This is a genomic window from Amaricoccus sp., from assembly GCF_017995835.1.
Classification (GTDB): domain Bacteria; phylum Pseudomonadota; class Alphaproteobacteria; order Rhodobacterales; family Rhodobacteraceae; genus Amaricoccus.
Window position 1 is genome coordinate 1 of record NZ_JAGOID010000005.1, and the last position, 18324, is coordinate 18324.

Here is an 18324-nt window from a genome sequence, read left to right on the forward strand (position 1 = left end):
ATCTCGCCCCGCACGAGTTGCCCGACGAAGTCGCGAGGCTTCGGATTGGCAAGCGTCTCGGCGACGGCCGTGGCGGTCGCGGCCCCGGTCGTGACCGCCGCCTTGGTCTCCTGGACGACGCGCGCCGCGACGGTGGCGGCCTGGGTCTGGGCGGTCTTGACGGCGCGGGCGGTGGCCGCCTGGTTGGCCTCGTTGATCGCGATCAGGTCCTCGGTCTTTTCCTTCGACCCGCGCGAGCTGCCGAACTCGTAGGCGAACGCGTCGCTCAGCATCTTGAGAAGCGCGCCGGCGACGGTGGTGATGAGGGCGAGGACGCCCGCGTCGAGCGTCGGACCCTGGCCATTGGCGCCCGGGACCATGCCCTTGATCGCCGCGTAGATGCAGAAGGCGAGACCGATCGCCACGGCGGCGATCATCAGGTTGCCACGCATGCGGCCGTCGCCCCCGCGCGCGATCTCGGCCTGCCGGGCGCTGCCGCGGTCGGAGATCTCGGCGAGGTAGATCTCCTTTTCGGCGTTGAGCTGCTCGAGCTCGAGGCGGAGGTCGTCCAGCGCGGTCGGGTTCTCCTTGACGCGCGCGATGATCTGCCTGGGGTCGCTCTCGGGCGAGACGCCGGCGGCCGCCGCCGCGGCGTCGACTACCGTGGCGGCCAAAGCGCGGCCGCCGGGCCGCTTCAGGGCTCCCGCAAGGTCCGGCAGGAACTCGTTGGCGATGGCGATGGCGGCGGACATGAGAAGGGGCGCGGGCATGTCAGGCGACCTTCTGTTGCGGGACGGTGGGCTCGACCCCGAGCCCGAGGGCGGCGAGGGTGGCGGCGTCGGCCTCGCCGGTGTCACGCAGGCCCACCTGTCGCTGGAACAGGCGGGTAGCGAAGATGGTCTTCTCGCCGACCCATCCGTCGGTGGCGAGCTTCTCGGGCAGCGCGTCGCCAAGTGCGGCGTTGAGCGCGACCTGAAGTGCGACCGCCTCCGCGCGCTCCGGCTCCGGCGCGAGGCCGGCCATGTCGTCCTGCCGGCGGACCCGCTCGCGGGCGAAGGCGGCGGCAAGCTTGGCGTCGTACTTGTTCGCCTTGTAGCCCGGGCCGTTGTAGCCGCGGGCGAAGTTGGCCCAGTCCTGCCGCTTGAGTTCGTCGGCGAGGCCGGCGGCGCGCACGAAGGCGACGAAGGCCTGGAGCTGGTTGCGCTCGCTTTCGGCCATGGCGTTGACGAAGTCGACGACCGAGCCGTAGCCGACCTTCGCGTGGTTGAAGCCCATGATCTGGAACATGCCCCAGGAGGCCGACATCAACGCCGGCTCGGGCTTCGAATCGTGGACCTTGATCGCCTGGCGCAGGCGGTCGTACTCGCCACGCCCGCCCTTGTACTTCGACTTGTCCCAGCGCGGATAGGAGATGCCGGGGAAGTCGCGGTCATAGCGGCCCCCGGTCAGGCGGTGGAAGTGGTGGCCCTCGAACAGGATGAGCGGCAGGTCGGTGCCGTCGATGAAGCCACGTCCCCGCGCCTCGACAGCAGTGACGGCGCGGATGACGGCGACGTCGACCCCGAGGTCGCGCGCGGCGCTCTGGTAGTCGGCTTCGGTCAGGGATCGGTCGGGACTCGTCGGCATGGCAATGCGTCTCCGGTGAGCGTTGACGGGACGAAACGGCGAACGAATGCGGTCGGAACCGGGGTACAGACGGATTCGGCAAGTCAGCGCCGCCGAAATGAGGCGGCAATCAGGCTGTAATACCGAGCCTACCAAGCCACCCGGCGCAACACGGGCTAACACGCGTGATAGATAGGGTAACTACCTGAATACACACGAAAAAAACCTAAAGGTCGAAAAAGGTCCGCGAGTCGTTTCATGAGCCCGCCGGTATAAATCTACGCTTGGAGATTAACGCAACTTCGCGATTCGCGCCAGCGGCGAACAACGAGGGCCGCCCGACGAGGACGGCCCACTCCGCAGAATCTCGACTTGCGGCCGCGCGCGGCCGAACGGCCGTCACATGCGACGATCGACCATCATCTGCTTGATCGAGGCGATCGCCTTGGCCGGGTTCAGCCCCTTCGGACAGGTCCGGGCGCAGTTCATGATCGTGTGGCAGCGATAGAGTTTGAACGGATCCTCGAGGTCGTCGAGCCGCTCGCCGGTCGCCTCGTCGCGGCTGTCCGCCAACCAGCGATAGGCCTGAAGGAGCGCCGCCGGACCGAGATAGCGGTCGCCGTTCCACCAGTAGGACGGGCACGAGGTCGAGCAGCAGGCGCAGAGGATGCACTCGTAGAGCCCGTCGAGCTTGCGGCGGTCGTCGATCGACTGCCTCCACTCGGTGTTCGGCTCGGCCGAGGCGGTCTCCAGCCAGGGCTTCACGCTGGCGTGCTGGGCGTAGAAATGCGTCAGGTCGGGGATCAGGTCCTTGATCACCGGCATGTGCGGCAGCGGGTAGATCGTCACGTCGCCCTTGATCTCGTCCATGCCGTAGATGCACGCGAGGTGATTGCCGCCGTCGATGTTCATCGCGCACGAGCCGCAGATGCCTTCGCGGCACGAGCGGCGGAAGGTCAGCGTCGGGTCGATCTCGTTCTTGATCTTGATCAGCGCGTCGAGAACCATCGGCCCGCAGGTGTCGAGATCGACGAAATAGGTGTCGATCCGCGGATTCTCCGGCGTGTCCGGGTCGTAGCGGTAGATCTTGAACGCGCGGACGTTGGTTCCGGCCGGTTTCGGCCAGGTCTTGCCGACAACGACGCGCGAGTTCCGGGGGAGGGTGAATTCGACCATCGGAGCCTCCTCAGTACACCCGCGCCTTGGGCGCGATCTTCTTCAGGTCGATGCCGCCATGTTCCTGCGTCGTCAGCGGGTCAAGGTGCACCGGGCGATAGCTGAGCGTCACCGTGTCGTCGGGGTGGACGTGCGCGAGCGTGTGCTTGCGCCAGTTCTCGTCGTCGCGGTTGGGGAAGTCCTCGTGGGCGTGCGCCCCGCGGCTTTCCTTGCGCGCCTCGGCCGAGACGATGGTGGCGAGCGCGTTCGGCATCAGGTTGGTGAGCTCGAGCGTCTCCATCAGATCCGAATTCCAGATCATCGACCGGTCGGTGACCTTGATGTCGGCCATGGAGCGGGCGATCTCGGTGACCTTCTCGACGCCCTCGGCGAGCGAGGCGTTGGTGCGGAACACCGCCGCGTCGACCTGCATGGCGCGCTGCATCGCCGCGCGGATCTCGGCGGTCGGGCGCGACCCGTCGGCGTGGCGGAGGCGATCGAAGCGGTCGACCGCCGCCTCGACGGAGACCGGATTGAGCGGCCGGTTGGGCGTGCCGCGCTCGACGACCTCTCCGGCGCGGATCGCGGCGGCGCGGCCGAACACGACGAGGTCGATCAGCGAGTTGGAGCCGAGGCGGTTGGCGCCGTGCACCGAGGCGCAGCCGGCCTCGCCGACCGCCATCAGTCCGGGCAGGATGCGGTCCGGATTGTGCTCGGTCGGGTTGAGCGCCTCGCCCCAGTAGTTCGTCGGGATGCCGCCCATGTTGTAGTGGACGGTCGGCGAGACCGGGATCGGGGCCTTGGTCACGTCGACGCCGGCGAAGATCTTGGCGCTCTCCGAGATGCCGGGCAGGCGCTCGTGCAACGCCTCGGGCGGCAGGTGGTTGAGGTGCAGGTGGATGTGATCCTTGTGCGCCCCGACGCCCCTGCCCTCGCGGACCTCGATCGTCATGCAGCGCGAGACCACGTCGCGCGAGGCCAGATCCTTGTAGGTGGGGGCGTAGCGCTCCATGAAGCGCTCGCCCTCGGAATTGGTCAGATAGCCGCCCTCGCCGCGGGCGCCCTCGGTGATCAGGCAGCCGGCGCCGTAGATGCCGGTCGGGTGGAACTGCACGAACTCCATGTCCTGGAGCGGCAGACCCTGGCGGGCGACCATGCCGCCGCCGTCGCCGGTGCAGGTATGGGCCGAGGTCGCGGTGAAGTAGGCGCGCCCGTAGCCGCCGGTCGCGAGCACGACCATCTTGGCGTTGAAGCGGTGCAGCGTGCCGTCGTCCAGCTTCCACGCCAGCACGCCCTGGACCTCGCCGTCGTCGGTCATGATGAGGTCGATGGCGAAGTACTCGATGAAGAACTGCGCATTGTGCTTCACGGACTGGCCGTAGAGCGTGTGCAGGATCGCGTGCCCGGTGCGGTCGGCGGCGGCGCAGGTGCGCTGCACCGGCGGGCCCTCGCCGAACTCGGTGGTGTGGCCGCCGAAGGGCCGCTGGTAGATGCGGCCGTCCTCGGTGCGCGAGAACGGCACGCCGTAGTGCTCGAGCTCGTAGACCGCCTTGGGGGCCTCGCGGGCGAGGTACTCCATGGCGTCGGTGTCGCCGAGCCAGTCGGAGCCCTTGACCGTGTCGTAGAGGTGCCACTGCCAGCTGTCGGGCCCCATGTTGCCGAGGCTGGCGGCGATGCCGCCCTGGGCGGCGACGGTGTGCGAGCGCGTGGGGAAGACCTTGGTGACGCAGGCGGTCTTGAGCCCCTGCTCGGCCATGCCCAGCGTGGCGCGCAGGCCGGAGCCGCCGGCGCCGACGACGACGACGTCATAGACGTGATCGGTGAACGTGTAGGCTGCCATGGGGCGTTCCTCAGGCGGTGAAGGCGATCTTGGCGACGGCGAAGACGCCGGTGAGGCCGAAGGCCCAGCAGAGCAGCGTGTTGGCGAGAAGCGCTGCGGTGCGGATCGGCTTGTCGTGGACGTAGTCCTCGATCACCACCTGCATGCCCTGCCGGACATGGATGAAGGTGGTGACGATGAAGAGGATCGCCACGATGGCGTTGAACGGGTTGGCGTAGGTGGCGATGACGTCGGCGTGCTCGGAGCCGAGGCTCGACACGAACGGGAAGATGAAGAGCAGCGTCAGCGGCACGAGCGCGGCGGAGCTGATGCGCTGGCTCCACCAGTGGCCGGTGCCATACTTGGCCGAGCCGAGGCCGGTGACGCGGGAGCGGTCGGTGCGGTAATCCATCCTGCCCTCCCTCACCACGCGACGATCAGGGTCAGGAGCGTCAGCGCCACCGCCGCGCCGCCGGCGACGAGGCCGGACTTGCGCACGGAGTCGAGGTCGAAGCCGAAGCCCGCGTCCCAGACGAGGTGCCGGATGCCGTTGCAGAAGTGGTACCAGAGCGAGATCAGCATCCCGAGCATCACCAGCCCGCCGATCCACGAGGTCAGCAGACCGTCGACGACGGAGAAGTAGCCCGGGCCCGAGGCGGCCGCGAGGAACCACCACACCCCGAGCACGGCGCCGATCGAGATTCCGACCCCGGTGATCCGGTGCAGGACCGACATGACCGATGAGATCTGGAAGCGGTAGAACTGCCCGAGCATGAAGGGGGACAAGGGGCGGTCGCCCCGGTTTACATCGGCCATCGACGCCTCCGTGCCGCCGCCCTACCCCTGCCCGAGAGACGCGGCGACGGCCTCGTCGGGTCCAGCTTCCAGTGGGAACGCCTGCGGCCGGTCGGTCGCGCGATCCCCCCGCGCCTAGCGGTTACAACACCGTTCGGGGGGCGAATGCAAGCGGCTTCCATGTTGTGATCACAGCCGTAATTGTTGTGATCACACTGTTGTCGCATGGCTATTTCGGTGCCACGGCCCAATAGTCGAGGTCGAGGAGCACGTCTGGCAGGTACTTGCCGTCCTCGCCGCGGAGCCCGAGCGCCGGCGCGCCGGCGCGGGTCGCGACGAGCCGCAGCCGCAGGGCGCCGACGCCCGGCGCCGGGGTGTCGGCCTTGTCGAGCACCTCGGACCAGGCCGAGATCGTGTCGCCGGCGAAGCACGGGTTGGCATGGGCCCCCGCATTGATGGCGACGATGGCGGCGGCGTTCGCGAGACCGTTGAAGGAGAGCGCGCGGGCCATCGAGATGACGTGGCCGCCATAGATCAGCCGGCGGCCGTCGGGCCGGGCGGTCGCGTCGAAATGCACCTTCGACGTGTTCTGCCACAGCCGGGTGGCGAGCATGTGCTCGGCCTCCTCGATGGTGACGCGATCCACGTGGTCGATCTTCTCGCCGATGGCGTAGTCGCCCCAGCGGTGCGGCTCGCCCGCCAGCGCGAAGTCGTAGCGGCTGAAGTCGAGACCGGGGGGCAGCACGAGGTCGGCCGCGGCGACGGCCGGGGCGAGCTTCGGCACGACCGGATCGGCGACCGGGGCCTCGGGGTCGCGCTTGCGCACCATAACCCAGCGCGCGTACTCGAGAACCGGCGCGCCGTGCTGGTTCCGCCCGGTCGAGCGCACGTAGACGACGCCCGACTGGCGATTGGAGTTCTCCTTGAGCCCGATCACCTCGGAGGTCGAACTCAGCGTGTCGCCCGGGTAGACCGGGGCGAGGAAGCGGCCCTCGGCGTATCCGAGGTTCGCCACCGCGTTCAGCGACACGTCCGGCACGGTCTTTCCGAAGACGACATGGAAGGCCGCGAGGTCCTCGAGCGGGCTCGCCGGCAGGCCGCAGGAGCGGGCGAACTCGTCGGAGGAATAGAGCGGCAGCCGCGTCGGATAGAGCGCGGTGTAGAGCGCGCGCTCGCCGGCGGTGACGGTGCGCGGCACGGCATGAGCGATCGTCTGGCCGACGCGGTAGTCCTCGAAGAAGTTGCCGGCGAAGGTCTTCGACATCACAGGTCCGACAGCTTGAGTTCGGGGGAATACTCGGCGTCGACCTCCTTCACCACGGCCTGGCCGCAGCGCATGACGCCCTCGGCCGCGTCGAAGGCGTAGGAAGGCTCGCCATAGAGCGACCAGCCCTGCGACAGCGCCCGCGTGACCTTGTGGCAGAAGACGGCGGTGTCGGCCTCGGTCAGGTAGCGGTAGGCGAGCATCGTATCCCTTACCCCAGCGCCGGATAGCCGAGCCACGCGTGGACGGCGGCGATCACGACGAAGACCACGGCGGAGATCGCCACGAGACGGATGTCCCCGGCGAGCGTGCCGCCCGTCGGACGGACCCAGTCGCCGTCACGCGCGTTGATCGCCGCCATCTCCACCAGCGCCCAGACCCCCAGCGCGCCGAACAGCACGACCGAGCCGAGGTCGCCGTTCACGAGCAGATGCGCGGCCGCCCAGAGGAGGACGCCGAGCAGCATCGGGTGCCGGAACCAGGCCCGGGCGCGGCTCTTCGAATGCGATGTGGCGAAGGCGAGGACCGCGATCGCCATGAGGAGGTTGTTGACGTGGCGCGTCCACGGCGGCGACGCCCAGAGCTCGACAACGGGCGCGGCGCGAAAACCCACCACCATCAGGACGACGGAAAGCGCGATCAGCGCCGCGAAGAGCCCGCGCGACGGCCCGGCGCCGAGGCGGTCGGCGATGCCCGCCCGCAATCCGGGCGCGAGCGCCTTGACGAGATGCGCGCCCCACCAGAGCGCGACGCCGAGGATGAGCAGCGTCATTGCGCGCGCCCCGAGATGGCCGAGGCCCGCGCGAGCAGCTTGCGCGCCGTGACCACGTGCAGGTTCTCGACGATGCGGCCGTTCACGACCGCGACGCCCTCGCCGCGGGACTGCGCGGCCTCGAAGGCGGCGACCTGCGCCTCGGCCAAAGCGACTTCCTCGGGCGACGGCGCAAAGGCCTCGTTGGCGATGGCGACCTGATCGGGGTGGATCAGGGTGCGGCCGTCGAAGCCGAAGTCGCGGCTCTGGGCGCAGGCGGCGCGGAAACCCTCGGCGTCCTGGAAGGCGTTGTAGACGCCGTCGACGCAGACGAGCCCCTCGGCGCGGGCGGCCAGCAGGCACAGCCCGAGGCTCGCGACCAGCGGCAGGCGCTCGGGCGTGTGGGCGGCGCCGAGATCCTTCACGAGGTCGTTCGTCCCCATGACGAAGCCCTGTAGGCGCGGATGGCTCGCCGCGATCGCGGCAGCGTTCAGCATCCCGCGCGGCGTCTCCATCATCGCCCAGATCGTGACGCGCTCGGCGGCGCCCGCTTCCGCGAGAAGATCGGCGATGCAGCCGATGTCGGCCGGGCGCTCGACCTTCGGGATCAGCACCGCGTCGGGCGCGGCCGCCGCCGCGGCCATCACGTCGGCGCGGCCCCATTCGGTATCGAGCCCGTTGACCCGCACGAGGAGCCGCCGGTCGCCATAACCACCGGCCGTCACCGCCTGCGCGACGAGATCGCGGGCGCGTTCCTTCTCGCTGGGCGCGACGGCATCCTCGAGGTCGAGGATCAGCGCGTCCGCAGCAATGGTCCGGGCCTTCTCCAGCGCCCGCTCGCGCGAACCCGGCATGTAGAGAACCGACCGCCAGGGCTGTTCGCCGTGCTCCATGGGACCCCGCCTGTGCTGCACCGCACCAACCGCTAGGGCGCTCGCGCGCGAAACACAAGCACGAATCTTGCGATACCGCCGCCCGAACCGACGAAGCGTTGCGCGACGAGGCGCGCCAGCGTCCGCAGGGTTAACGGCCGGTTGAGCGATGGCGCGAAAGCTGAACCCCGGCCCGGGACGACCCGCTCCCGGCCCGTTGACAGGAAGCCGCCCATGCCCCGCGCCCTCGCCTGCCTTCGCGTCGTCGTCCTCGCGACCCTCGCCGCCTCGCCCGGCGCCGCGATCGCCCAGGCCGGCCGCATCTGCACGGCCCGCTGCCGATGGACGGAAACGCTCGAAGCCTGCGCGAACGGCGATCAGACGATGGCGTCGTGGATGAGCTTCAGCCCCGTGGCGGCCAGAACGACGTAGGTCAGCCCGAAGAACCACGCATCGCTGACGCGCCGGTGCGCCCAGGCGCCGATCAGCACCCCGACGATCCCGACCGGCGCCAGCGCGAGGACGGCCTTGCCGGTGTCGGCGGTGAACATCCCCAGCGCGACATAGGGCGGGAACTTGATCAGGTTGATCCACCAGAACGTCACCACGTTCGTCGCCTGGAACGGCGTCTTCCCGAGATGGCGGCCGAGCAGGTAGACCGCCGCCGGCGGCCCGCCGGCATGGCCGACGAAACTGGTGAAGCCGGCGAGCGAGCCCCAGAACAGGCCGGCGCGCGGCGGCTGCGGCCGGCCGAGCGGGATCCACCCGAGCCTGCGCCCCACCGACCAGATCACGAAGCCCACGGCGAGACAGCCGATGATCAGCCGCACCGCGTCGGAACTGACGGCGCCGAACACCGCCCAGCCGACGAGAACCCCGGCGATCGCCCCGGCCATCAGCATCCGCGCGTCGGCCCAGTTCCACTTGCGCCAGTAGGCGCGCAGCGAGGCGACATCCATCAGCATCAGCAGCGGCAGCATCACCCCCACCGCCAGGCGCGGCTCGATGACCAGCGCGAGGAGCGGCGCGGCGGCGATCCCGCCGGCGGTCTCGAGCCCGCCTTTCGAAATGCCGGCGAGCAGCACGGCAGGGACGGCGGCAGCGAAGAACAGCGGGGTGAGTTCCATCGGGCCTCGCGGGGGACCGCTTGCTTTGTGCAGCGCGAGGGGCTAGCCCAAGGGCCGATTTTCGCACCTGAGCGGGAGAGACGGCAAATGGCAAGACCGAAGATAGCGCTGATCGGCGCCGGGCAGATCGGGGGCACGCTCGCCCACCTCGCCGCGCTCAAGGAACTGGGCGACGTAGTCCTCTTCGACATCGCCGAAGGGACCCCCCAGGGCAAGGCGCTCGACATCGCCGAAAGCGCGCCGGTCGACGGCTTCGACGCCAACCTCAAGGGCGCGAACAGCTACGCCGACATCGCCGGGGCGGATGTCTGCATCGTCACCGCCGGCGTGCCGCGCAAGCCGGGCATGTCCCGCGACGACCTGCTCGGCATCAACCTCAAGGTGATGAAGTCGGTCGGCGAGGGCATCCGCGACAACGCCCCGGACGCCTTCGTGATCTGCATCACCAACCCGCTCGACGCCATGGTCTGGGCGCTGCGCGAGTTCTCCGGCCTGCCCCATGCCAAGGTCTGCGGCATGGCCGGCATCCTCGACTCGGCGCGGTTCCGCCACTTCCTCGCCGAGGAGTTCGCCGTCTCGGTCAAGGACGTGAGCGCCTTCGTGCTCGGCGGCCACGGCGACACCATGGTGCCGCTGGCCCGCTATTCCACCGTCGCCGGCATCCCGCTGCCCGACCTCGTGGCGATGGGCTGGACCAGCCAGGAGAAACTCGACGCCATCGTGCAGCGAACCCGCGACGGCGGCGCCGAGATCGTCGCCCTGCTCAAGACCGGATCGGCGTTCTACGCCCCGGCGGCGTCCGCCATCGAGATGGCCGAGGCCTACCTGAAGGACCAGAAGCGCGTCCTGCCCTGCGCGGCGCACCTGAGCGGCCAGTACGGGCTCAACGACATCTATGTCGGCGTCCCGACGGTGATCGGCGCCGCCGGCATCGAGAAGGTGGTGGAGATCCGGCTCGACAAGGCCGAGCGGGCGATGTTCGACAAGTCGGTCGACGCGGTGAAGGGCCTCGTCGAGGCCTGCAAGGGCATCGACGCCACCCTCGCCTGACCTCCCCGGGCCGCGCCGGCGGGTCGCGCCGGCGCCTGCCCCCTCCCCTCCCGGAGCGCCCGACGGGGATTTCCCCCCGAAACCGGCGCGACGCCAAGTGTCCCGGACGGCTCCGCGAATCGGTTTCCGGCACGTCCGGGGCGTCCCTGTGAGCATCTGTGATCACAGTCTTTTTTCTTGTGATCACAGATGTCGCTTTTTCCGATCCGGCGTTTCGCTCGCAAGCAAATTTCGTTGTGTCGCAATTCTTGTCGGCCTAGAAGCGCTGGCAGCAAGGGGATCGGCGCCGGGCGCGCCCTCGGTCGTGAGGCTGCGGATGAACATCCACGAGTACCAGGCGAAGCAACTCCTGCAGGAGTACGGGCTCCCCGTTTCCGGCGGCCGGGTCGTCCAGAAGGCGGACGAGGCCAAGAGCGCGGCGAGCGAACTCGACGGCCCGATCTGGGTGGTCAAGGCCCAGATCCACGCCGGCGGCCGCGGCAAGGGCAAGTTCAAGGAAGCCACCGCCGGCGAGAAGGGCGGCGTCCGCATCACGAAGTCCGTCTCCGACGCGGCGGACGAGGCCCAGAAGATGCTCGGCCGAACGCTGGTCACCCACCAGACCGGCGCTGTCGGCAAGGTGGTGAACCGCGTCTACATCGAGGACGGCTCGGACATCGCCCGCGAGCTCTATCTCGCGCTGCTCGTCGACCGCGGCTCCTCGCGCGTCTCGTTCGTCTGCTCCACCGAGGGCGGCATGGACATCGAGGAGGTGGCGGCGAAGACGCCGGAGAAGATCCTGACCTTCACCGTCGACCCGGCCTCGGGCATCTCCGGCTTCCACGGCCGCAAGGTCGCCTTCGCGCTCGGACTCGAGGGCAAGCAGGTCAAGCAATGCGTCGACATGATCGGCAAGCTCTACAAGCTCTTCGTCGAGAAGGACGCGGAGATGGTGGAGATCAACCCGCTGATCGTCACCACGGCGGGCGACCTCAAGTGCCTCGACGCCAAGATGGGCTTCGACGGCAACGCGCTCTACCGCCAGCCCGAGATCATGAAGCTGCGCGACGAGACCGAGGAAGACCCCAAGGAGCTCGCCGCCTCGAAGTTCGACCTCAACTACATCGCGCTCGACGGCGAGATCGGCTGCATGGTCAACGGCGCCGGCCTCGCCATGGCGACGATGGACATCATCAAGCTCTATGGGTCCGAGCCGGCCAACTTCCTCGACGTCGGCGGCGGCGCCACCAAGGAGAAGGTGACCGAGGCGTTCAAGATCATCACCTCCGACCCGAACGTGAAGGGCATCCTCGTCAACATCTTCGGCGGGATCATGCGCTGCGACATCATCGCCGAGGGCGTCATCGCCGCGGTGAAGGAGACCGGGCTGAAGGTGCCGCTGGTCGTCCGGCTCGAAGGAACGAACGTCGAGCTCGGCAAGAAGATCATCCGCGAATCGGGGCTGAACGTCATCGCCGCCGACGACCTGTCGGACGCGGCGGAGAAGATCGTTAAGGCGGTGAAGGGCTGAGGCGATGCGCCTGATGCTGGTGGCGATCACGCTCCTCGCCGGCGTCCCGGCCATGGCCGACGAGGCGACGGCGCGGGAGGGTCTGGCGAGCGGCTGCCTTGCCGGGCTGCCGGACTTCGCCGGCGTCGCCGCCAGCCTGTCCGCCCGCGGCTGGCAGACCGGCCCGGGCGCCAGCGCAACCGAGAGCGAGGCCCGCAAGGGCAAGGTCAACGTGTTCATCAACACCGGCGACAGCTTCAACTCGCCCGGGTGCACGGTGATGAGCGAAGACGTGCCGGCGCCGGTGGCGCAAGCCCTCCTCGAAGAACAGCTCAACCGCGGCTTCGCGGGGAGATGGACGACGGCGCCGGGACATGACGGATCGAGATCGTGGGTAGTGCCCGGGCAGGGCGCTTCCCTTGTGATGTATGTGCTGGGCGGCGGTAGCTCGGGCGAAGGCCCGGGCTCCGGAATCTCGCTCAGCGTTCGGAGGGACAACTGAGATGGCGATCCTCGTCGACGAGAACACCAAGGTCATCTGCCAGGGCTTCACCGGCTCGCAGGGCACCTTCCACTCCGAGCAGGCGATCGCCTACGGGACGAAGATGGTCGGCGGCGTCACGCCCGGCAAGGGCGGCGGAAGCCATATCGGGCTGCCGATCTTCGACACGGTGAGCGAGGCGGTCGAGGCGACCGGCGCCACGGCGACGGCGATCTACGTGCCGCCGCCCTTCGCGGCCGACGCGATCCTCGAGGCGATCGACGCCCATCTGCCGCTGATCGTCTGCATCACCGAGGGCATCCCCGTGCTCGACATGATGAAGGTCAAGCGCGCCCTTCAGGGCTCGAAGTCGATCCTGATCGGCCCGAACTGCCCCGGCGTCATCACGCCGGACGCCTGCAAGATCGGCATCATGCCCGGCCACATCCACAAGCGCGGCTCGGTCGGCGTCGTCAGCCGCTCCGGAACGCTGACCTACGAGGCGGTCGCCCAGACCACCGCCGCCGGGCTCGGCCAGTCCACCTGCGTCGGCATCGGCGGCGACCCGATCAAGGGCACCGAGCACATCGACGTGCTGGAGTGGTTCCTCGCCGACCCGGAGACGACCTCGATCATCATGATCGGCGAGATCGGCGGCTCGGCCGAAGAAGACGCCGCGCAGTTCCTCAAGGACGAGGCGAAGAAGGGCCGCGCCAAGCCGACAGCGGGCTTCATCGCCGGCCGCACCGCGCCCAAGGGCCGGCGGATGGGCCACGCCGGCGCCATCGTCTCCGGCGGCAAGGGCGACGCGGAATCGAAGATCGAGGCGATGAAGTCCGCGGGGATCGTCGTCGCCGACAGCCCGGCCGGCCTCGGCCAGGCGGTGCTCAAGGCCATCGGCCGCTGAGCGCCGCCGGATAACGGATACGGCGCACCGACGCCGCAAGCGTCGCGGTCTCCGAAAGGCGGGGGCCGCAGGGAGGGAGCGGGTAACAGCCCGTCGCACCGATGACCGAACAGTCCCAGAATGCCCTTTTCCACTCCGCGTCGTTCCTGAACGGGGTGAACGCGGCCTATGTCGACGCGCTGCACACGCGCTACGAGACCGACCCGGCGAGCGTGGACGCGAGTTGGGCCGAGTATTTCCGCTCGCTCGGCGACGAGCGGGCGCCGACAGGCCCGAGCTGGGCGCGCGCCGACTGGCCCCCCGCCCCCACCGGCGAGCTGATCTCCGCGCTAGACGGCCAATGGGCCGAGCCCGCCCGCGCCATCGGCGACAAGGTCAAGGCCAAGGCGACCGAGAAGGGCGTCACCCTGACCGAGGCGCAGGTCCAGCAGGCGGTGCTCGACTCGCTCCGCGCGCTGATGATCATCCGCGCCTACCGTTTTCGCGGCCACCTCGTCGCCGATCTCGACCCGCTGCGCCTCGCCGACCCGCAGCCGCATCCCGAGCTCGACCCGAAGACCTACGGCTTCACCGAGGCCGACATGGACCGGCCGATCTTCATCGACAACGTCCTCGGCCTCCAGACGGCGAACCTGCGCGAGATCCTCGCGCTGGTGAAGCGCACCTACTGCGGCACCTTCGCGCTCCAGTACATGCACATCTCCGACCCGGCCCAGGCGGCGTGGCTCAAGGAGCGCATCGAGGGCTACGGCAAGGAGATCACCTTCACCCAGCGCGGCCGCCGGGCGATCCTCGACAAGCTGGTCGAGGCCGAGGGCTTCGAGAAGTTCCTCCAGGTCAAGTACACCGGCACCAAGCGCTTCGGCCTCGACGGCGGCGAGGCGCTGATCCCGGCGATGGAGCAGATCATCAAGCGCGGCGGCGCGCTCGGCGTTGAGGAGATCGCGATCGGGATGCCGCACCGCGGCCGCCTCTCGGTGCTCGCCAACGTCATGGGCAAGCCCTACCGCGCGATCTTCAACGAGTTCCAGGGCGGCAGCTTCAAGCCCGACGAGGTCGAGGGCTCGGGCGACGTCAAGTACCACCTCGGCGCTAGCTCCGACCGCGAGTTCGACGGCAACGTGGTCCACCTGTCGCTGACCGCCAACCCGTCGCACCTCGAGGCGGTCGACCCGGTCGTCCTCGGCAAGGTCCGCGCCAAGCAGGCGCAGAAGAACGACCCCGACCGCAAGAAGGTCCTGCCGATCCTCCTCCACGGCGACGCGGCCTTCGCCGGCCAGGGCATCGTCGCGGAATGCTTCGGCCTCTCGGGGCTGAAGGGGCACCGGACGGGCGGCACCATCCACATCGTCGTCAACAACCAGATCGGCTTCACCACCGCGCCGATGTACTCGCGCTCGTCGCCCTACCCGACCGACATCGCGCTGATGGTCGAGGCGCCGATCTTCCACGTCAACGGCGACGACCCGGAGGCGGTCGTGCACGCCGCCCGCGTTGCGACCGAGTTCCGGCAGATGTTCGGCAAGGACGTCGTGCTCGACATCTTCTGCTATCGCCGGTTCGGGCACAACGAGGGCGACGAGCCCATGTTCACCCAGCCGCTGATGTACGCGACGATCAAGCAGCACAAGACCACGCTCCAGCTCTATACCGACCGGCTGGTCGCCGACGGCCTGATCCCCGAGGGCGAGATCGAGGACATGAAGGCGGCGTTCCAGGCCCACCTGAACCAGGAGTTCGAGGCCGGCAAGGACTACCGCCCGAACAAGGCGGACTGGCTCGACGGCCGCTGGTCCGGGCTCGGCCGGCAGGACGGCAAGTACGAGCGCGGCAAGACCAGCGTGGAGATCTCGCGGCTCAGGAAGGTCGGAGAAGCCCTCACCCGCTTGCCGGAAGGCTTCCAGGCCCACAAGACCGTGCTCAGGATGCTCGACGCCAAGCGGCAGATGATCGAGACCGGCCAGGGCATCGACTGGGCGACCGCCGAGGCGCTGGCGTTCGGGACGCTGCTGATCGAAGGCTATCCGGTCCGGCTGTCCGGCCAGGACTGCACCCGCGGCACCTTCAGCCAGCGCCATTCCGGCATCGTCGACCAGAACACCGAGGAGCGTTACTACCCGCTCAACCACATCGCCTCGGAGCAGGCGAGCTACGAGGTGGTGGACTCGATGCTGTCGGAATATGCGGTGCTCGGTTACGAGTACGGCTATTCGCTGGCGGAGCCGAACGCGCTGACGATGTGGGAGGCGCAGTTCGGCGACTTCGTCAACGGCGCCCAGATCATGATCGACCAGTTCATCTCGTCGGGCGAGTCGAAGTGGCTCAGGATGTCCGGGCTCGTCATGCTGCTCCCTCACGGCTACGAGGGCCAGGGGCCGGAACATTCGAGCGCGCGGCCGGAGCGGTTCCTGCAACTCTGCGCCGGCGACAACTGGATCGTGGCCAACTGCACGACCCCGGCGAACTACTTCCACATCCTGCGCCGGCAGATCCACCGCACCTTCCGCAAGCCGCTGATCCTGATGACGCCGAAGTCGCTGCTGCGCCACAAGCTCGCGGTCTCGACGCTCAAGGACATGGCCAAGGGATCGAGCTTCCACCGCGTGCTGTGGGACGACGCCGAGTTGGGCAGCTCGACGACGGAGCTCGTGCCGGACGAGCGGATCCGCCAGGTGGTGCTCTGCTCGGGCAAGGTCTACTTCGACCTGCTCGAGGAGCGCGACGCCCGCGGCATCACCGACGTCTACCTGCTCCGGCTGGAGCAGTTCTATCCGTTCCCGGCGCTCAGCCTCACCAAGGAGCTGTCGCGGTTCAAGGAGGCGCGGATCGTCTGGTGCCAGGAGGAGCCGAAGAACCAGGGCGGCTGGTTCTTCGTCGAGCCGAATCTCGAATGGGTGCTCGGCCGCATCGGCGCGAAGCATGGCCGGCCCGCCTATGCCGGCCGACCCGCCTCCGCCTCGCCCGCCACGGGTCTCGCCCGCCAGCACAAGGAACAGCAGACGAACCTCGTCGATGAAGCCCTGACGGTCCCGAAGGACGCCTGACATGATCGAAGTTCGCGTGCCCACGCTCGGCGAGAGCGTGACCGAGGCGACGGTCGCCACCTGGTTCAAGAAGGTGGGCGATGCGGTCGCGGTCGACGAGATGCTCTGTGAGCTGGAGACCGACAAGGTGACGGTCGAGGTCCCGGCCACGGCATCGGGCGTCCTCGCCGAGATCGTCGCCGCCGAGGGCCAGACCGTCGGCGTCGACGCCCTGCTTGCCACCATCAACGAAAAGGCAGACGCCATGCCCGCCACCAAGGCCTCGAGGCCCGCCGCCGAGCCCGCAGCCGAACAGCCGGCAGCCGCCGGGAAGTCCGTCGACGTGATGGTCCCGACGCTCGGCGAAAGCGTCAGCGAGGCCACCGTCTCCGTCTGGTTCAAGGCGGTCGGCGACGCGGTGGCGCAGGATGAACTCCTGTGCGAGCTTGAGACGGACAAGGTCTCCGTCGAGGTGCCCTCCCCGTCGGCCGGCGTGCTGAGCGAAATCCTCGCACCCGCCGGCGCAACGGTCTCGGCCGGGGGCAAGCTCGGCACGATCTCCTCCGGCGCGGCCGCGCCGGCCAAAGCCGCGGCGGCCGCGAGCCCCGGCTCCGCCAAGCCGATCAAGGCCGGCCCGGAGGACATCCACCCCCGCGACGTCGAGGACGCGCCCTCGGCGAAGCGGGTCATGGCCGAAAAGGGCCTGACCGCCGCCGACGTCACCGGGACGGGGCGTGACGGGCGGGTCATGAAGGAGGACGCGCTCCGCGCCGAGCCGCGCCCGGCCGCCCCCTCCCCGGCCGACCCCGCGCCGATTCCGCGCGCGCCGGTGGCCGCCGAGGACGCCGCCCGCGAGGAGCGGGTGAAGATGTCCCGCCTGCGCCAGACCATCGCGCGCCGGCTCAAGGAGGCGCAGAACACCGCCGCCATGCTGACCACCTACAACGAGGTGGACATGGGCGGGATCATGGACCTGCGCAACGAGTTCAAGGACCAGTTCGAGAAGAAGCACGGCGTCAAGATGGGCTTCATGTCCTTCTTCACGCGCGCCTGCTGCCACGCGCTCAAGGAAGTGCCGGAGGTCAACGCCGAGATCGACGGGACCGACGTCGTCTACAAGAACTTCGTGCACATGGGCGTCGCCGTCGGCACACCGACGGGCCTCGTCGTCCCGGTGGTGCGCGACGCCGACCAGATGTCCTTTGCCCAGATCGAGAAGAAGATCGCCGAGCTCGGCCTGCGCGCCCGCGACGGCAAGCTCTCCATGGCCGACATGCAGGGCGGCACCTTCACCATCTCGAACGGCGGCGTCTACGGCTCGCTGATGTCCTCGCCGATCCTGAACCCGCCGCAGTCGGGCATCCTCGGGATGCACAAGATCCAGGAGCGGCCGATGGTCATCAAGGGCCAGATCGTCGCCCGGCCGATGATGTATCTGGCGCTGAGCTACGACCACCGCATCGTCGACGGCAAGGGCGCGGTGACCTTCCTCGTCCGCGTCAAGGAGGCGCTGGAGGACCCGCGGCGGCTCTTGCTGGACCTCTGAGCCGAACGGCATGACCCCCGAGCTCGTCGCCCTGACGCTCGCAGCGATCCTGCAATCGGCGCAGATCCTGCTGGCCGGGGCGGCGATGAACCGGGACGCGGGCTTCGCGTACAACGCCAGCCCGCGCGACGCGCCGGCGGAGCTTTCGCCCCTGACCGGGCGGCTCCGGCGGGCGGTCGCGAACCACTTCGAGGCGCTGGCGCTCTTCACCGTCGCGGTGATGGTGGTGACACTCTCGGGCAAGGCGAGCGGGCTGACCGCCATCTGCGCCTGGGTCTACCTCGCGGCGCGCGTGCTCTACGTTCCGGCCTACGCCTTCGGCTGGTCGCCGTGGCGCTCGGCGATCTTCGCGGTGGGGGCGACGGCGACGATGGTCATGCTGCTGGCGGCCCTGATCGCATGACCTTGCGCACGAAACATGCGCATGGATTGTGCATGGAAATCATATGCCCTGTGCATCG

18 protein-coding genes are annotated in these 18324 nt (G+C 69.0%); 7 read left to right on the forward strand and 11 right to left on the reverse strand.

What is annotated here, in order from left to right; all coding sequences use genetic code 11:
• The 11 genes from KBA23_RS01510 to KBA23_RS01560 form a co-directional block, all read right to left on the reverse strand.
• A partial coding sequence (locus tag KBA23_RS01510) for a hypothetical protein (RefSeq protein ID WP_290735898.1) occupies nt 1–749 on the reverse strand: 749 nt, incomplete at its 3' end.
• Nucleotide 750: 1 nt separating this feature from the next.
• Nucleotides 751–1605 (reverse strand): N-acetylmuramidase domain-containing protein, encoded by an 855-nt coding sequence (locus tag KBA23_RS01515; protein ID WP_290735901.1) that lies wholly within the window; start codon nt 1603–1605, stop codon nt 751–753.
• A 378-nt stretch (nt 1606–1983) separates the two neighbouring features.
• Nucleotides 1984–2760 carry a succinate dehydrogenase iron-sulfur subunit gene (locus tag KBA23_RS01520; RefSeq protein WP_290735904.1) on the reverse strand — a complete coding sequence of 259 codons (777 nt, stop codon included), beginning with the start codon at nt 2758–2760 and terminating at the stop codon, nt 1984–1986.
• A 10-nt stretch (nt 2761–2770) separates the two neighbouring features.
• Nucleotides 2771–4579 (reverse strand): succinate dehydrogenase flavoprotein subunit, encoded by a 1809-nt coding sequence (gene sdhA, locus KBA23_RS01525; RefSeq protein WP_290735907.1) that lies wholly within the window; start codon nt 4577–4579, stop codon nt 2771–2773.
• A gap of 10 nt (nt 4580–4589) precedes the next feature.
• A complete protein-coding gene (gene sdhD, locus KBA23_RS01530; RefSeq protein WP_290735910.1) occupies nt 4590–4970 on the reverse strand; it encodes a succinate dehydrogenase, hydrophobic membrane anchor protein in 381 nt (126 codons plus the stop codon).
• Nucleotides 4971–4981: 11 nt separating this feature from the next.
• Entirely contained in the window at nt 4982–5374 is a 393-nt protein-coding gene (sdhC, locus tag KBA23_RS01535) for a succinate dehydrogenase, cytochrome b556 subunit (RefSeq protein ID WP_290735913.1), read from the reverse strand.
• A gap of 208 nt (nt 5375–5582) precedes the next feature.
• Complete coding sequence (locus KBA23_RS01540) at nt 5583–6617, reverse strand: MaoC family dehydratase (RefSeq protein WP_290735917.1); 1035 nt, start codon at nt 6615–6617, stop codon at nt 5583–5585.
• Complete coding sequence (locus KBA23_RS01545) at nt 6617–6820, reverse strand: DUF1737 domain-containing protein (protein ID WP_290735920.1); 204 nt, start codon at nt 6818–6820, stop codon at nt 6617–6619. The genes KBA23_RS01540 and KBA23_RS01545 overlap by 1 nt, the downstream gene beginning before the upstream one ends.
• An 8-nt stretch (nt 6821–6828) precedes the next feature.
• A complete protein-coding gene (locus tag KBA23_RS01550; RefSeq protein ID WP_290735923.1) occupies nt 6829–7389 on the reverse strand; it encodes an NnrU family protein in 561 nt (186 codons plus the stop codon).
• On the reverse strand, nt 7386–8261 hold the full coding sequence (locus tag KBA23_RS01555; RefSeq protein ID WP_290735926.1) for a CoA ester lyase: 876 nt from the start codon (nt 8259–8261) through the stop codon (nt 7386–7388). The genes KBA23_RS01550 and KBA23_RS01555 overlap by 4 nt, the downstream gene beginning before the upstream one ends.
• 356 nt (nt 8262–8617) lie before the next feature.
• Nucleotides 8618–9367, reverse strand: a complete 750-nt coding sequence (locus KBA23_RS01560) for a sulfite exporter TauE/SafE family protein (protein ID WP_290735929.1) — start codon at nt 9365–9367, stop codon at nt 8618–8620.
• 87 nt (nt 9368–9454) lie between these two features.
• Between KBA23_RS01560 and mdh the strand changes: the two genes are divergently transcribed.
• The 7 genes from mdh (at nt 9455) to KBA23_RS01595 (ending at nt 18266) form a co-directional block, all read left to right on the forward strand.
• Entirely contained in the window at nt 9455–10417 is a 963-nt protein-coding gene (mdh, locus tag KBA23_RS01565) for a malate dehydrogenase (protein ID WP_290735932.1), read from the forward strand.
• Nucleotides 10418–10733: 316 nt separating this feature from the next.
• Complete coding sequence (gene sucC / locus KBA23_RS01570; RefSeq protein ID WP_290735935.1) at nt 10734–11927, forward strand: ADP-forming succinate--CoA ligase subunit beta; 1194 nt, start codon at nt 10734–10736, stop codon at nt 11925–11927.
• Between the two features lie 4 nt (nt 11928–11931).
• Nucleotides 11932–12408 (forward strand): hypothetical protein, encoded by a 477-nt coding sequence (locus KBA23_RS01575; protein ID WP_290735938.1) that lies wholly within the window; start codon nt 11932–11934, stop codon nt 12406–12408.
• 1 nt (nt 12409) lies between these two features.
• On the forward strand, nt 12410–13294 hold the full coding sequence (gene sucD / locus KBA23_RS01580; RefSeq protein ID WP_290735941.1) for a succinate--CoA ligase subunit alpha: 885 nt from the start codon (nt 12410–12412) through the stop codon (nt 13292–13294).
• Nucleotides 13295–13395: 101 nt separating this feature from the next.
• Nucleotides 13396–16338 (forward strand): 2-oxoglutarate dehydrogenase E1 component, encoded by a 2943-nt coding sequence (locus KBA23_RS01585; protein WP_290735944.1) that lies wholly within the window; start codon nt 13396–13398, stop codon nt 16336–16338.
• 1 nt (nt 16339) lies between these two features.
• Nucleotides 16340–17863 carry a 2-oxoglutarate dehydrogenase complex dihydrolipoyllysine-residue succinyltransferase gene (gene odhB / locus KBA23_RS01590; RefSeq protein WP_290735947.1) on the forward strand — a complete coding sequence of 508 codons (1524 nt, stop codon included), beginning with the start codon at nt 16340–16342 and terminating at the stop codon, nt 17861–17863.
• Nucleotides 17864–17873: 10 nt separating this feature from the next.
• On the forward strand, nt 17874–18266 hold the full coding sequence (locus KBA23_RS01595; RefSeq protein ID WP_290735950.1) for an MAPEG family protein: 393 nt from the start codon (nt 17874–17876) through the stop codon (nt 18264–18266).
• Nucleotides 18267–18324 lie beyond the last annotated feature (58 nt).